The sequence below is a fragment of the Bradyrhizobium sp. USDA 4503 genome (genome assembly GCF_054055815.1).
On sequence record NZ_JBSRXS010000001.1, the window covers coordinates 3,774,400 to 3,788,538 of the forward strand.

Sequence of the window (14,139 nt, forward strand, 5' to 3'; positions counted from 1 at the left end):
CAGGCCCGGTGCTGGTCGCCATATACGGAGGCATCCTCCGTTTACAAGGGAGGGTGAAAAGAAAAAGCGATGGCCGCTCGATCACCAGAAATTGCACGCAAGCCCCGCGCCGACGCCGTGCGCAATCGCGAGCGCGTGCTGGAAGCGGCCAAGGCCGTGTTCTCGGCCGGCGGCAGCGAGGCGAGTCTCGAGGCGGTGGCGCGCCATGCCGGCGTCGGCATCGGCACGCTCTATCGCCACTTCCCGACGCGCGAAGCGCTCTATGAGGCGGTCTACCGCCGCGAGGTCGAGCAGCTCGGCGATCTGGCCGAACAACTGCAATGCGCGCCCGAGCCGGTCGAGGCGCTGCGGCGCTGGCTGCGCGCTAACGTGGAATTCGTCGCCACCAAGAAGGGCATGGTCGCAGCACTGGCGCTGGTCGCTCACGGCTCGACCGAGCTGCACGCCTATTCGTTCGACCGCCTGACCAAGGCGATCGGCACCCTGCTCGCGCGCGCGGTCGCGGCCGGTGCGATCCGTGGCGACATCAGCGCCGAGGACGTGCTGCGGGCGCTGATCGGCATGTGCTACATGCACGACCAGCCCGGCTGGCAGACTACTGCGCTCCGGCTGTTGGACGTATTCGTGGACGGCTTGCGGGTGCAGCCGGTCGGCACAACGGCAAAGCCTGCGAAGAAAGCCAACCCAAAGCCGTCGCGCTGACCTTACCCATCGTAGCCCGCATGCGCGCAGCGACATGCGGGACCGACTGCCCCGGATGTCGCGGAGCCTGTCATCGGCGGGCCATCACGCGACCCGTTGGCTCAACGGGCTATGCTTGTTCAGGCCTCCATGTTGAAGAGGATGCCGAGCGGCAGCCGGGGTCCTGCCGGATTGACATGAAGCACCGCATCGATGGTGCGCGCGGCGGGGGATGACGGCTTCATCCAGTCAAGATGACCGGCGAGCCAGGATCGCGGTTCCGCAGCCAGCACTATCGCCGCCCCCCAGTCATCCAGCGGATTGTCGCGGGCCAGCGCCTGCTCGCGGCCGGGAATGGTTGTGCCGGCGGCGCCCATCAGATGATGCAGCACCGCCTTGGCAAGCAGGTCGTCGAAACGTCCGTCATCGACCCGTTCGCTCCCGACCGCATCGATCGCGAACAGCGCGTCGGCTTCGGCGCGACTGACCGAATGTCCGGCGCGACCGGCGGCACAGAGGATGCGCGCACATAGCGCGGCGTCGGCGGCGTCGATCGTTCGCGAGAAATGCGCCCGGCCGGCCACCGTGGGTCCCTCGCCCGCGATGATGTCGCAATACACCAGCGCGAGCGCCGCGGCGCTGCGGGCCGCAGCGTCGGACGTTGACCTCGCGATTTCGGCAACAAGATCCTCCGCGCCGCGAGGCGCATGCGGGGGCAGCTCAAACTCATGGGCACGCATCGATCGCTCTGCTGTTGATTGCCGCCCGCCCCACGATGGCGGCGGCCGCCGCTCAAGGACGTCCGGTGCGTGGCCGCAGCCACCGCATGATGATTTCATGCGGTGTTCGACGGCTGCTGCGCGGCAGGTCGTGCCGCTGCAGCGACGCCGTTGCAAAGGCGGCCGCCTGCTCGCTGGATTGCCGTTTCTCGCGCGCCAGCAACATCCATTCGCGGATCACGGCGCGTCGCACCTTGGACATGGTGATTTCCCCTCGCGATAAGCCGCGTTCAGCGCGTCAGGCCGCAAGCTGCAGCGGATGGGCTTGCGACCTCCGTGCCGACAGCGCGCAGCCGTACTGATGCACGATGCCCTGCTCGAAGACGAAGCCGCGCCGCTCCAGCGACGCCCGCAGGCTTTGGTTGGCCGAGGGCTTCTGGGCATCGACCCACACCACCAGCACCGCACGGGCGCTAAGGACATTCGTCAACCAGTCCAGCGCCGGCTCGAGCGAGCGAAGCGTGCGCCGCCGCCAATCGACCAGCGCAACGTCGTACTGACCGGCGGGGCGGCCGCAATTGCCCGACGGCGCCGCGCGCGCGTAGCCGCGCCGCTGCAGCTCGAACATCAATTCCATGCTCCTCGTGCCGGCCACGACGATGCGCTGTTGCGTCGTGCAGCCGGCAAGCGCGATCATCGGCTCGATGATCCGGTCGCCGATAGAAATCTGAAGCGAAGACATGACATCACCTTTCGGTTCGCTGCCGTGCTCGCGGCCGAACCTCAACGGTCTGGCCTGCACGCGAGAGCGTCTGCGTCGGGCTCAATATCTTCAGGGCGGGATATGAATTCGAGAGCGCCGCGGGCTCTACGGCATATGAGCCGCATAAGCCCGCGCCGGATGCGATGGCTGCGGTCGCTGAGCACGGTGGCCGCGCAAGTGTGCTAAAGTGCACAGACGATCAGGTTGGCATTCGGTTAGATCGTCGCATTGCCAAGCCTGGTACATATATATCTGTTCATATTCGCGATCCAGCCCGGCCATCGCGCCGGGCTCTTTCGTCGCCGAACGCGACCGTAATGAAAAACCCCGCGCTGAGGCGAGGCTTTCGCGATCATCGCGGATTGGTCCGCGTTCCGCTGTTGTTGCCGGGAAGGTTTGAGGTCCCGGTCCCGGTCGCGGAATTGTTGTTTGGGTCGGTCCAGTAGTTCGGCGTCGAGGCGCCGGGGTTGTTCATGTTCCCGGTCGTGCTGCCGGGCGGATTGCTCATTCCCGAGCCGGTTCCCATCCCGGTGGTGCCGCCGGTGCCGGTTCCTGTGCCGGAGCTTCCGGTCCCCGCGCCTGCACTCGCACCGCCGGCCGATCCGCCACCGGCGCCGCCCCCACCGCCGCCGCCACCCTGCGCGAAGGCGAGCGATGTCGACAGCATCACGGCCGCAGCCAATCCGATCGTTGCCAGTTTCTTCATGTGAGGTCCTTTCCTGGTTCGACCGGAAGCAACGTGGACCGCAAGGCGCACGTTCCTGCACGGCGGGACACACATCCGGCGCGGGCTCGCGAGGAACATGATGCTGGCTGTCCTGTTGAGCGGAATAGCGTTCCCGGAGGTGCGCGATGAAGACGCTTCAAATGCAGCACGAGATCACGGCCGAGCTGGAAAGACGATCCGGTGTCACTGGCCTGAAGCTGATCCGGCTCAAGGGCTATACGCCGAGCTGGGATCTCGGCGGCACCCGCGAGACCGCGCTGGACGAGGCGAAGGAAAAAGAACTTCGCGACATCGTGACCAGGATGCAGGACGAGTTCGACATCGCCTAGGACCGCTGCACGAGCAAGTTGCATTGGACAAGCCGCGGCTGAACAATCATAACGCCCCCTCGTGGCGTCGAGCCAACCGCGCGCCGCAATAATATGTCGTCCCACGACATATTCTGCGCCAGCGACATTTTTTGACGCTTCCCAAGCGGCGATAACGACGCGCGAATTCCCGCCATTGAACGAACGTCGAATGTGCGATCCGACGTTTCCATTCGCGCGGCATGCCCCGGAATGATTATGCTGGCAAAAAACAGGTAGACGCGGAGGCAAACTCCGCGATCTGCCGATTGGCCATGGCGAGGAAAACGCGCGTTCGCGCTCGAGCTTTCGAGGACGACTCCCGATACTCGGGAAAAGATGCGCCTGCCGTTCATTTGGATCGCAGAAATGAACGAGAGCATCTCATCTCGGTTTATCCGCTACCCGATCGGCACCTCGCTGCTGATGGCCGGCATTCTGTTCGCCGGAATGGTCGCCTATCCCCTGTTGCCGGTCGCGCCGCTGCCGCAAGTCGACTTTCCGACCATCCAGATCTCCGCAAGTCTGCCCGGCGCCAGCCCGGAGACCATGGCCTCCTCGGTTGCGCAGCCGCTGGAGCGGCAATTCGCGCAGATTCCGGGCATTGCCCAGATGACCTCGACGAGTTCGCTCGGGTCGACCGCAGTCACCATTCAGTTCGATCTGAACCGCAGCATCGACGGCGCCGCCAACGATGTTCAGGCGGCGATCAATGCCGCAGGCGGTCAGTTGCCCAAGAATCTGCCGACGCCCCCGATCTACCGCAAGGTCAACCCGGCGGACTCGCCCATCCTCATATTGTCGGCGACCTCGGACACCCTGCCGCTCATCAGGGTGAGCGATGCGGTCGACGCCCAGCTCGGGCAGCAAATCAGCCAGATTTCGGGCGTCGCCCAGGTGTTCATCGGAGGGCAGCAGAAGCCCGCTATACGCGTGCAGATCGATCCCGCCAAGCTGGTCGCCAAGGGGCTCTCGCTGGAAGATATCCGCAGCCAGATCGCCATCACGACGACGGACAGTCCGAAGGGCAACATCGACGGCGCCAGCCGCGCCTACACGATCTACGCCAACGATCAGCTCCCGGATGCCAAGGATTGGAATGACGTCATCGTCGCCTACCGCAACGGCGGCCCGTTGCGGATTCGCGACATCGGCCAAGCGGTCGCCGCGCCGGAAGCCGCCTGGGCGGATGGCCAACGCGGCGTGTTCCTCGTCATCTTCAAGCAGCCCGGCGCCAATGTGATCGGAACGGTTGACAGGATTAAGGAGCAACTTCCGAGACTCATTGCCGCGATTCCGCCCGCCATCAAGATCAAGATCATCAGCGACCGGACATTGACCATCCGCGCCGCCGTCGAGGACGTTCAGATCACGCTGCTCATCACCATCGTTCTGGTCGTGATGGTAATCTTCCTGTTCCTGCGCAGCTTCTGGGCCACGGTGATTCCGGCCGTCACGGTACCGCTCGCGCTGCTCGGCGCCTGCGCGCTGATGTGGGTGTTCGGCTATACGCTCGACAACCTTTCGCTGATGTCCCTGACGATTGCGGTCGGCTTCGTGGTCGACGACGCCATCGTCATGCTGGAAAATATCACGCGATATGTCGAGCAGGGCGAACGGCCGCTCGCCGCGGCACTGCAAGGTGCCGGCGAGATCGGATTTACCATCCTGTCGATCAGCATCTCACTGGTCGCGGTGCTGATCCCTCTGCTCCTGATGGGCGGCGTGATCGGCCGGCTGTTCCGCGAGTTCGCGGTGACCCTGGCAATGGCGATCTTCGTCTCACTGGTGGTGTCGCTGACGCTGACGCCGATGATGGCATCGCGCTTCCTGCGCGCGCGTGCCGAAACGAGGCACGGCCGGCTCTACCAATGGAGCGAAGCGGCATTCGACAGGATGCTGAATGGCTATCAACGCGGCCTTGATCTGGCGCTGCGCTGGAGCCGCACCACGCTATGCATCTTCTTCGCGACGGTCGCACTGTCGGTCTATCTGTTCCTGATCATTCCGAAGGGATCTTCCCGCAACAGGACAATGGCTTCCTGAACGCGGTGTCGGAGATGGCCCAGGATATCTCTTTCGCCGACATGGAGCGGCACCAGGAAGAACTCAGCAGGATCGTTCGGGCCGATCCCGCGGTGGAGAGCATGGCCGAGTTCATCGGCGGCGGCACCGCGCTGAATTCGGGTCGCATGTACATCACGCTGAAGCCGCGCGAGGAGCGCGACGCGAATGCGCAGCAGATCATCGCGCGGCTGCGGCCGAAGCTCGAGGCGGTCGAGGGAGCACGTCTCTACATGCAGGCGTCCCAGGACGTCCGGCTGGGCGGCCGCGCCACGCGGACGCAGTTCGAATACACGCTGCAGGATGCAAAGCTCGACGAGCTGAACGAATGGGTGCCGAAGATTCTGGCCAGGATGAAGACGCTGCCGGGAACTGCGCGACGTCGCCACCGACCAGCAGACCGAGGGAACGACGCTAACGCTGACCATCGATCGCGACACCGCGTCGCGCTTCGGCATCCAGCCGCAATTGATCGACGACACGCTGTACGACGCGTTCGGCCAGCGCCAGGTGACCCAATACTTCACCCAGCTCAACAGCTATCACGTCATCCTGGAGATCCTCCCCGAATTGCAGGGCAAGCTCGACACGCTCAACAAGATCTACATCAAGTCGCCGACCACGGGGGACGAGGTGCCGCTCTCCGTGTTCTGCAAGTGGACCACTATTCCGGTGCGCCCGCTCGCGATCGCGCACCAGGGACAGTTTCCTGCGACCACGATCAGCTTCAACCTCGCGCAAGGGGTGGCGCTCGGCCAGGCCACCGATGCGATCCAGAACGCCGTCGCCGATCTCGGTGCTCCAGCCACGCTCAGCTCGAGTTTCCAGGGCACCGCGCAGGCCTTCCAGCAATCACTGAGCTCGGTGCCGCTGCTGATCCTGGCCGCGCTGGTCGTGGTCTACCTGATCCTCGGCGTGCTCTATGAAAGCTACATCCATCCGCTCACGATCCTGTCCACGCTGCCATCGGCCGGGGTCGGCGCGCTGGCGATCCTGATGGCGTTCGGATTCGATTTCAGCCTGATCGCGCTGATCGGCATCATCCTCTTGATCGGGATCGTGAAGAAGAACGGCATCATGATGGTCGACTTCGCGATCACCGCCGAACGGGACGAGCACCTATCGCCGCGTGAATCGATCCGGAAAGCGGCCCTGCTGCGCTTCCGCCCGATCATGATGACGACGATGGCGGCGCTGCTCGGCGGCGTCCCGCTGATGCTGGGCACCGGAACGGGATCGGAAATCCGCCAACCGCTCGGCTATGCGATGGTCGGCGGCCTGATCGTGAGCCAGGCGCTCACGCTGTTCACTCGTGTATCTCTAGCTCGACCGGTTCTCGAATGCGCTGTCGAGCTGGACGGCAACGAAGCGCGACGACGATGTCGAACCGCCCGTGAAGAACGCCGCCGAATAGTGCGTGACGAGATTGGGGCAAAATCGCAGCCGCGACGGTGCTGCGCTCCCTCTCCCCGTTCTTACGGGGAGAGGGTAGGGGTGAGGGGCCTTCTCAGCGTATTCGGCGACAGCCGCGTTTGCGGAGATTCCCCCTCACCCGGAACGCATCTAACGATGCGTTCCGACCTCTCCCCGCGCGCGGGGCGAGGTGAAGCGGAGCCCGTTGCTCGACTCAAAATAAACTCATCTTGCGCCAGCAGCTCGCGTACAGCGATGCGGCCTACCCGAACCTGACATCGTAGCGCTTGATCGACAGCTCCTTGGTGCCGATCTCGGGCTTCTTCCCCGAGAGCATGTCCGCCAGCACCCGGCCCGAGCCGCAGGCCATGGTCCAGCCGAGCGTGCCATGACCGGTGTTGAGGTGCAGATTGGCAAAGCGCGTGGCGCCGATCACCGGCGGGCCGTCCGGCGTCATCGGGCGCAGCCCGCACCAGAAGGTGGCCCTGGGAAGGTCGCCGCCGCGCGGAAACAGGTCGGTCAGCGAATGATCCAGCGTCGCGCGCCGCGCGGCGTAGAGCTTGGTCGAATAGCCCGAGATCTCGGCGGTGCCGCCGACCCGGATGCGATCGCCGAGCCTGGTGATCGCGACCTTGTAGCTCTCGTCCATCACGGTCGATTCAGGCGCGCCGGACGCGTCCCTGATCGGCACGGTGATCGAGTAGCCCTTGACCGGATAGACCGGCAGCGAGATGCCGAGCGGCCGCAGCAGGATCGGCGAATAGCTGCCGAGCGCCAGCACATAGGCGTCCGCCGTCATCATCCCGGCGCTGGTCGCGACGCCGGTGATCCGGGTCGCGTCCGCATTCAGTCCGTCGATGCCGACATTGAAGTTGAAGCGAACGCCGAGCTTCTCGGCTTCCAGCGCCAGGGCCTGCGTGAACATGTGGCAGTCGCCGGTCTCATCATGCGGCAGCCGCAGCCCGCCGGCGAACTTTTCCTTCACGCCGGCCAGCGCGGGCTCGGCGGCGATGCAGCCCTCGCGGCCGAGCACCTCGAACGGCACGCCGTACTGCTTCAGCACCGCGATGTCGTCGCCGGTGTGATCGAGCTGGGCCTGCTCGCGAAACAGCTGCAGCGTGCCGCGCGCACGCTCGTCATAGCGGATGCCGATCTCGCTGCGCAGCGCCTGCAGGCAGTCGCGGCTGTATTCCGCGATCGGGATCATCCGGCTCTTGTTCACCGCGTAGCGCGCAGTCGTGCAGTTGCGCAGCATCTTCAAGAGCCAGAGCCACATCACGGGATCGAGCTTGGGGCGGATCACCAGCGGGCCGTGCTTCATCAACAGCCACTTCACCGCCTTGACCGGCACGCCGGGGCCGGCCCACGGCGATGAGTATCCGGGCGACACTTCGCCGGCATTGGCAAAGGAGGTTTCCAGCGCGGGCTTCGGCTGACGGTCGATCACCGTCACCTCGTGGCCTGCGCGTGCAAGGTAATAGGCAGAGGTGACGCCGATCACGCCACTGCCGAGAACAAGGACCTTCACTTTTCCTCACATCCTGCAGCGAAAACGCAATCGCCGCTGCGAAACCACTCTGCTTCGCAACGGCGACAGCAATTTGTAGAGCTAGCTAATATCTAGCTAGCAATTATCAGGCCACGCGCTTGATGGAGTCGCCGAGGATCGAGACGATGTCGTCGATGTGCGACTTCTCAACGATCAAAGGCGGCGACAACGCCAGCGAGTCGCCGCTCATGCGGAAGTAGAGGCCGCGGTTGAAGCAATCGACCATGATGTCGTAGCCGCGCGCGCCGACGACACCATCGCGCGGCGCGACTTCGACCGCACCCATCAGGCCCTGGTTGCGGATGTCGACCACGTTCGGCAGGCCCTTCAGCGAATGCAGGGCATCGCGCCAGTAGTCGGCGAGCGAGGCGCCGCGGGTCAGCAGAGCTTCGTCCTTGTAGATGTCGAGCGTGGCAAGACCCGCCGCGCAGGCCACCGGATGCGCCGAATAGGTGTAGCCGTGGAACAGCTCCATGGCGTTGTCCGGGCCGACCATCAGCCCGTCGTGGATCTGACGGCTGGTGAACACCGCGCCGCACGGCACGGTGCCGTTGGTGATACCCTTCGCGGTCGTCATCATGTCGGGCGTCACGCCGTAGAAGTTGGCGGCGAACGGGGTGCCGAGGCGGCCGAAGCCGGTGATGACCTCGTCGAAGATCAGCAGGATGCCGTGCTTGGTGCAGAGCTCGCGCAGGCGCTGCAGATAGCCCTTCGGCGCCGGCAGCACCGCGGTCGAACCCGGCACCGGCTCGACGATCACCGCCGCGATGGTGTCGGCGCCATGCAGCGCCACCATCCGCTCGACATCGTCGGCGAGCTCGGCGCCGTGCTCCGGCTGATCCTTGGCGAAGGCGTTGCGGGCGAGATCGTGGGTATGACGGATGTGGTCGACGCCGGGCAGATGGGTCGCGAACTGGCGGCGGTTGGCGACCATGCCGCCGACCGACATGCCGCCAAAGCCGACGCCGTGATAGCCGCGCTCGCGGCCGATCAAGCGGGTGCGGCTCGGCTGGCCGGCGGCACGATGATAGGCCAGCGCGATCTTCAGCGCGGTATCGACCGATTCAGAGCCCGAATTGGTGAAGAAGACGCGATCCAGCCCCTTCGGGGCGATCTCGGCGAGCCGCTCGGCGAAATCGAACGCCAGCGGGTGGCCCATGTTGAACGAGGGCGCGAAATCCAGCGTCGACAACTGCCGCTCGACCGCGGCCGCGATCTGCGGGCGGCCGTGGCCGGCGTTGACGCACCACAGGCCGGCTGAGCCGTCGATCACCTGCCGGCCGTCGACCGAGGTGTAGTACATGCCCTTGGCGGAGGAGAACAGCCGCGGCGCCTTCTTGAACTGCCGGTTGGCCGTGAACGGCATCCAAAACGAGTCGGTCTTGATGGTGTTCGGAATCTGATGAACGGTCACGGCGGCGCTCCATTGCTGACTGATGCTAGTCGGACCACTCTTCCAGGCACTCAACAAGTCCTTTTCTGCCGCAGCGCAAGCCATTGATCTTGTTGAGGCGGTCTGCCAAGATTTGTTCGATCCGCAACACCTGCAACAAAGATTTGCCAAGGGGACTGCCATGAGCGTCGACATCGGCGGTCGGCTTCGATTCATCCGCGCGCGGCACAAGCTGTCGCAGCGCGAGCTCGCCAAGCGCTCCGGCGTGACCAATTCGACGATTTCGCTGATCGAATCCAACCAGATGAACCCGTCGGTCGGCGCCCTCAAGCGCATCCTCGACGGGATCCCGATGGGGCTCGCCGAATTCTTCGCGATCGAGCCGGAGCGGCCGCGCAAGGCGTTCTATCGCGCCGACGAGCTGACCGAGATCGGCAAGAAGCCGATCTCCTATCTGCAAATCGGCGACAGTCTGTTCGGCCGGGCGTTGCAGATCCTGAAGGAGCGCTACGAGCCCGGCAGCGACACCGGCCGGGTGCCGCTGGTGCATGAGGGCGAGGAAGGCGGCATCGTGGTCTCGGGCCGGCTCGAGGTCACGGTCGACGACGAGCGGCGGGTGCTCAACGCCGGCGACGCCTATTACTTCGAAAGCCGCCGCCCGCACCGCTTCCGCTGCATCGGCGCCAAGCCGTGCGAAGTGATCTCGGCCTGCACGCCGCCGACATTTTGAACCCGGCGCGCGCGGCGGGCGACCCAAGCCGCAGGGGCCGCATGGCGCGGCCGTGCGGGTGACGTCGATGCCTTGCTCTCCACGGTTTGCGGCCGCCGTCGCGGCCATCGCGGTCCTTGCATCCGGCCCGTCCGTTGCGTTGGACGATGATCTGCGGGCATCAAGCAGCGGGCCGACCGCGATCAGGCTGTGCGGCGATAGCGGCGACAGCACGATCAAGACCGCGGACTGCAGGAAGGCCGGCACCGACAGGCTGGTGACGCAGATCGACAGGGCGTTCGACGTGGCGCTCGGCAGGATGCCGGCGAACGTCAAGCCGCTCTTGAAACGCGACCAGGCCTGGTTCAACGAGATGATCATCGACGCCGCCGAGGTGCTGGCCGATAGCGACGCGGACGAATTGAAGGAGAGTTTTGCGCAAGCCTTGCGGCGCCGCGCCGCCGCGCTTGAGGGAATGGCATCCAGCCGTCCCGGCTTTGCCGGCAACTGGGTCAATGCCTTCGGCAACATCACGCTGACGCCTGCCGACGGCGGCGCCTATCGCCTCGCCGCCGATCTGCGCGGCGACTATGGCGGCGACCGCAGGCGAAGCTGCAAGCTCACCGCCGACCTGAAGCCTTCGGGGAGTGGCTGGCTCGCCGGCACCGTGGTGATCAATACGGATACGGCGGCCGACAAGCCGAAAGCCGACGCAGCGGCCGCTGCCGCCAGGCCGCCGTCAGTCAAACTCCGCCGCCAGGGCGAGACCTTGCGGATCGTCGGCAGCATCGACGACGAGGAGTGGCACGGCTTCGCCGACTGCTCGTCGATGTGGCAGGTCACCGGCAGCTATTTTGCCGCCGGCAAGGAGGCGGCATCCGACCGGGCGGACACCGCCTTCGTCGTCCCGACCTTCGACTGCACCAGGCCGGAGACGGCGACCGACGAGGAAATCTGCGCCGACCCTGATCTGGCCGACAACGACCGGCGGCTGAACCGCGCCTGGAAGGCGTTGCAGCCGCACCTCGACGAAGCGACGCGGCGCGCGCTGATCGACGACCAGCGCAACTGGGTGAAGAGCCAGGCGCAGCAATATCCCGAATTCCTGCACCCGGCCTGGAACAAGCAGAGCTCCCAGGTTCACTTCACCGTCGATGCCCGCGACCACGTCGACGAATTGCAGCGCGAACGCCTGGCGCTGCTCGAAGGCTTTGACGACAAGCGCAGCGGACTTGCGGGCATCTGGCTCGCCCATAACGCCATCATCAAGATCACCACCGAGAGCAACGGTACCTTGAAGGCGACGGGATGGAAGTGGGACCAGGGCGACTGGAAGGCCGGCTGCGACTACGAGATGACGGGCAAGATCGTCGGCGGCACGTTCCGCTCCGACGAGCAGCGCAAGAACCCGGACACGCTCGAGCGCGACCACGCCATGCTGATCGTCAACCGGCAGGACGATCTGTTCGCGAAGAAGCGCTACTCGAATAAAGATGGCACCGAGAACAAGGACGCCGACGAAGCGAAGTGCAAGCGCCGGCTTGACAATTCCTCGACCGCGCGGCTGTTTCCCGCCCGCCCCTCGCCGGACATCGATAATTTCAAGGGCTCGATCAGATAGAGCGTCTTCAGGCGAAGTGGATACCGGTTCGCGTGACGAAAACGCGTCAAGACAACGATCCAGAGACCCGTTCCGATTCAATCGGACCGGAATGGCTCTGATCACACGACAGTATCACAGATCGCGCGTCTGCCGGTCGCCCCACGCAATAACGGCGGCAATGGTGGCGAACATCGCGGTGACCGCGATCATGACGAGGATGGTGTCGAGAGGCATGGGTCGTCTCCTGCATGTGATGGAGAGACCTAGCGCGCCTGCGCGCGCATCGCCTTGTGCTGGATCAAAAGCCGACGCCGCAGCGTCAGCTCGCGCCGCTCAGCTTGAGCCGTTCGAGGTCGAGCAGCCGCACGCCATCGGCCACGATCAACACCACCTTCTCGCGCGCAAGGCGGGTCAGCGTGCGGCTCACCGTCTCGATGGTGAGACCGAGATAGTCGGCGATGTCCTGCCGGCTCATCGGCAGCGGCACGGTAACGGACACGCTTCCGATCCGGGCGTATCGCGTCTGCATGTGGAGCAAGAATGCAGCGATCTTTTCCTCGGCACTGCGCCGTCCGAGCAGCAACATCTGGTCCTGCGCCAGGCTCAACTCGTGCCCCGCGAACTCATGCAGGCGGCGCAACAGATGCGGCTTGCCGTCGACATAGGCGAGGAACGCCGATCGCACGAAACGGCAAACCGCGACGTCGTTGACCGCCTCCGCGGTGACGCCGTAGCGGTCCTGCAGCGCAAGTCCGAGGAAGTCGCCCGGCAGCGCGAAACCCACGATCTGGCGGCGGCCGTCGGGCAATGATTTGTAGAGCCGCACGACCCCGTCGGTGACATTGAACACGCTGCCCGCCAGCGCACTCTGCTCGAACAGCGTCGTTCGTGCCGGAACCTGCTTTGCCTGGCTGATCCGGTCGAGCTCCTCGAGCTCGGACGGCTCCAGCGCAGCGCAGACGCTGAACAGCCTGACCTTGCAGTCCTCGCAGCCATTCGTGGCGCGGCCGTGCCTGCAGTCGGAACGCGTCGCGCCTGCACACGAATGCTGCAGTGGCTCGGCAATGCTCATGGCTTCGGGTGTCCGCTTGGTTGGGTGCTTGACACTATCAACCCCGATTTGATCTGGATCAACCGCCGGCGGCATTGATGCAGATCAATGCTGCGCCGCGCTTTCCCCAGCAGTTTCGCCATCATCGGGGAATCCGGCGATGAACGAGCAATTCCAGGCACTTCCGATCGACCATCAGCATGCGATCGTGGCCTATCCGCTGGTGTTCATGCATGATGCCAGTATTACCACGGATCAGTGGCTGCGGTTCGTGCGCCGGCGCTGCCGCGGCAGCTCGCCCGAGACCGGGCTGATCGCGATCCGCGATCGCCGCGGCGTAATCCATGCCCTGTTCAGTTACCGCATCGACAACGACCTGCGCGTCCGCAAGCGGCTCAGCATCGGCGACCTGATCGTCGCGCATCTGCCCGGCTCGCGGATCGACGACGCGGTATCGAACGTCATCGCCGAGGTTTCCGCGCAATACAGTTGCCAGATCGTCACCATCGAGCAGCCATTCGCAACGCGTCATGCGCGGCACGCCGGATGCCCGACTGCCGAGGCGCTGCGGCACCATCGGCGCGTCAACTGACATCGCGCTGCGTGGCCGTTCGGAGCCAGCCGCCGAACGCGCCTGCTCCGTTGCCGCCGTGGTCGCGCGGGAGTAGCCTTGCGGCGGCTGGAAGGTCGACTGTCGACGGTGCCACCGCATGCGCATCATCCTGATGTTCGTCGCTATTCTGCTCGGCTCGCTCGCTCCCGCAGCGGCCGACGACGTCGGCGCCGCGCAGGCCGTGATCCGCGCGCAGGAGCAGGCGTTCGGCCGCGACGACGCCGCGGCGGCCTATTCGCATGCGGCGCCCGCGATCCGGCAGATCTTTCCGCAAGCCGACATCTTCATGTCGATGGTGCAGAACCAATACGCGCCGGTCTATCGGCACAGGAGCTTCGAGTTCGGCGAGGCGCGCAGCGACGGCGACCGGATCGCGCAGCGCGTCCACATCGTCGATGCCAATGGCGAGGCGTGGGAGGCGCTCTACACGCTGGAGCGGCAGGCCGACGGCAGCCTGAAGATCACCGGCTGCTCATTACTCAAGGCCGGCCAAGCGGTGTGATCGAG

The 14,139-nt window shown here is 65.1% G+C and carries 13 protein-coding genes and 1 pseudogene; 7 read left to right on the top strand and 7 right to left on the bottom strand.

Annotated features, from left to right (window positions below; all coding sequences use genetic code 11):
• Window positions 1–69: 69 nt before the first annotated feature.
• Entirely contained in the window at window positions 70–702 is a 633-nt protein-coding gene (locus ACVMIH_RS18345) for a TetR/AcrR family transcriptional regulator (protein ID WP_076824361.1), read from the top strand.
• Between the two features lie 119 nt (window positions 703–821).
• Here the strand turns inward: ACVMIH_RS18345 and ACVMIH_RS18350 are convergent, their stop codons facing one another.
• The 4 genes from ACVMIH_RS18350 to ACVMIH_RS18365 all read right to left on the bottom strand — a co-directional run bounded on the left by ACVMIH_RS18350 (window position 822) and on the right by ACVMIH_RS18365 (window position 2,869).
• On the bottom strand, window positions 822–1,421 hold the full coding sequence (locus tag ACVMIH_RS18350) for a hypothetical protein (RefSeq protein WP_253625707.1): 600 nt from the start codon (window positions 1,419–1,421) through the stop codon (window positions 822–824).
• Between the two features lie 52 nt (window positions 1,422–1,473).
• A complete protein-coding gene (locus ACVMIH_RS18355; protein WP_057015177.1) occupies window positions 1,474–1,662 on the bottom strand; it encodes a hypothetical protein in 189 nt (62 codons plus the stop codon).
• A gap of 36 nt (window positions 1,663–1,698) precedes the next feature.
• Window positions 1,699–2,142 (bottom strand): hypothetical protein, encoded by a 444-nt coding sequence (locus ACVMIH_RS18360; protein WP_456862827.1) that lies wholly within the window; start codon window positions 2,140–2,142, stop codon window positions 1,699–1,701.
• Between the two features lie 373 nt (window positions 2,143–2,515).
• Window positions 2,516–2,869 carry a hypothetical protein gene (locus tag ACVMIH_RS18365; protein WP_168856240.1) on the bottom strand — a complete coding sequence of 118 codons (354 nt, stop codon included), beginning with the start codon at window positions 2,867–2,869 and terminating at the stop codon, window positions 2,516–2,518.
• A gap of 146 nt (window positions 2,870–3,015) precedes the next feature.
• Here ACVMIH_RS18365 and ACVMIH_RS18370 point away from each other — a divergent pair, with 146 nt between their 5' ends.
• Window positions 3,016–3,219: a hypothetical protein gene (locus ACVMIH_RS18370; RefSeq protein ID WP_016844551.1), complete on the top strand. Its 204-nt coding sequence runs from the start codon at window positions 3,016–3,018 to the stop codon at window positions 3,217–3,219.
• A gap of 387 nt (window positions 3,220–3,606) precedes the next feature.
• Window positions 3,607–6,715 (top strand): annotated as a pseudogene (locus ACVMIH_RS18375) (efflux RND transporter permease subunit).
• A gap of 261 nt (window positions 6,716–6,976) precedes the next feature.
• Here the strand turns inward: ACVMIH_RS18375 and ACVMIH_RS18380 are convergent.
• Together ACVMIH_RS18380 and ACVMIH_RS18385 are read right to left on the bottom strand one after the other, a co-directional pair.
• Entirely contained in the window at window positions 6,977–8,242 is a 1,266-nt protein-coding gene (locus ACVMIH_RS18380; protein WP_456862829.1) for a D-amino acid dehydrogenase, read from the bottom strand.
• Between the two features lie 106 nt (window positions 8,243–8,348).
• A complete protein-coding gene (locus ACVMIH_RS18385; RefSeq protein ID WP_035631725.1) occupies window positions 8,349–9,677 on the bottom strand; it encodes an aspartate aminotransferase family protein in 1,329 nt (442 codons plus the stop codon).
• A 160-nt stretch (window positions 9,678–9,837) separates the two neighbouring features.
• Between ACVMIH_RS18385 and ACVMIH_RS18390 the strand changes: the two genes are divergently transcribed.
• Both ACVMIH_RS18390 and ACVMIH_RS18395 read left to right on the top strand, forming a co-directional pair.
• Window positions 9,838–10,386, top strand: coding sequence for a cupin domain-containing protein (locus ACVMIH_RS18390; RefSeq protein ID WP_018273259.1), 549 nt, complete (start codon window positions 9,838–9,840; stop codon window positions 10,384–10,386).
• 67 nt (window positions 10,387–10,453) lie between these two features.
• Window positions 10,454–11,986, top strand: coding sequence for a lysozyme inhibitor LprI family protein (locus tag ACVMIH_RS18395; RefSeq protein ID WP_456862832.1), 1,533 nt, complete (start codon window positions 10,454–10,456; stop codon window positions 11,984–11,986).
• Window positions 11,987–12,287: 301 nt separating this feature from the next.
• On the opposite strand, the gene ACVMIH_RS18400 is transcribed toward ACVMIH_RS18395, so the two are convergent.
• Window positions 12,288–13,040, bottom strand: a complete 753-nt coding sequence (locus ACVMIH_RS18400) for a Crp/Fnr family transcriptional regulator (protein ID WP_456862835.1) — start codon at window positions 13,038–13,040, stop codon at window positions 12,288–12,290.
• Window positions 13,041–13,227: 187 nt separating this feature from the next.
• Here ACVMIH_RS18400 and ACVMIH_RS18405 point away from each other — a divergent pair, with 187 nt between their 5' ends.
• Both ACVMIH_RS18405 and ACVMIH_RS18410 read left to right on the top strand, forming a co-directional pair.
• On the top strand, window positions 13,228–13,611 hold the full coding sequence (locus ACVMIH_RS18405; RefSeq protein WP_456862838.1) for a hypothetical protein: 384 nt from the start codon (window positions 13,228–13,230) through the stop codon (window positions 13,609–13,611).
• 118 nt (window positions 13,612–13,729) lie between these two features.
• Window positions 13,730–14,134 (top strand): DUF4864 domain-containing protein, encoded by a 405-nt coding sequence (locus tag ACVMIH_RS18410; protein WP_225160594.1) that lies wholly within the window; start codon window positions 13,730–13,732, stop codon window positions 14,132–14,134.
• Window positions 14,135–14,139 lie beyond the last annotated feature (5 nt).

Excerpts from the sequence above, each read along its gene's own strand:
- ACVMIH_RS18395 (WP_456862832.1), top strand. The coding sequence starts at position 10,454 with ATGCCTTGCTCTCCACGGTTTGCGGCCGCCGTCGCGGCCATCGCGGTC.
- ACVMIH_RS18360 (WP_456862827.1), bottom strand. The coding sequence starts at position 2,142 with ATGTCTTCGCTTCAGATTTCTATCGGCGACCGGATCATCGAGCCGATG.
- ACVMIH_RS18365 (WP_168856240.1), bottom strand. The coding sequence starts at position 2,869 with ATGAAGAAACTGGCAACGATCGGATTGGCTGCGGCCGTGATGCTGTCG.
- ACVMIH_RS18355 (WP_057015177.1), bottom strand. The coding sequence starts at position 1,662 with ATGTCCAAGGTGCGACGCGCCGTGATCCGCGAATGGATGTTGCTGGCG.
- ACVMIH_RS18390 (WP_018273259.1), top strand. The coding sequence starts at position 9,838 with ATGAGCGTCGACATCGGCGGTCGGCTTCGATTCATCCGCGCGCGGCAC.
- ACVMIH_RS18350 (WP_253625707.1), bottom strand. The coding sequence starts at position 1,421 with ATGCGTGCCCATGAGTTTGAGCTGCCCCCGCATGCGCCTCGCGGCGCG.
- ACVMIH_RS18410 (WP_225160594.1), top strand. The coding sequence starts at position 13,730 with ATGCGCATCATCCTGATGTTCGTCGCTATTCTGCTCGGCTCGCTCGCT.
- ACVMIH_RS18370 (WP_016844551.1), top strand. The coding sequence starts at position 3,016 with ATGAAGACGCTTCAAATGCAGCACGAGATCACGGCCGAGCTGGAAAGA.
- ACVMIH_RS18345 (WP_076824361.1), top strand. The coding sequence starts at position 70 with ATGGCCGCTCGATCACCAGAAATTGCACGCAAGCCCCGCGCCGACGCC.
- ACVMIH_RS18400 (WP_456862835.1), bottom strand. The coding sequence starts at position 13,040 with ATGAGCATTGCCGAGCCACTGCAGCATTCGTGTGCAGGCGCGACGCGT.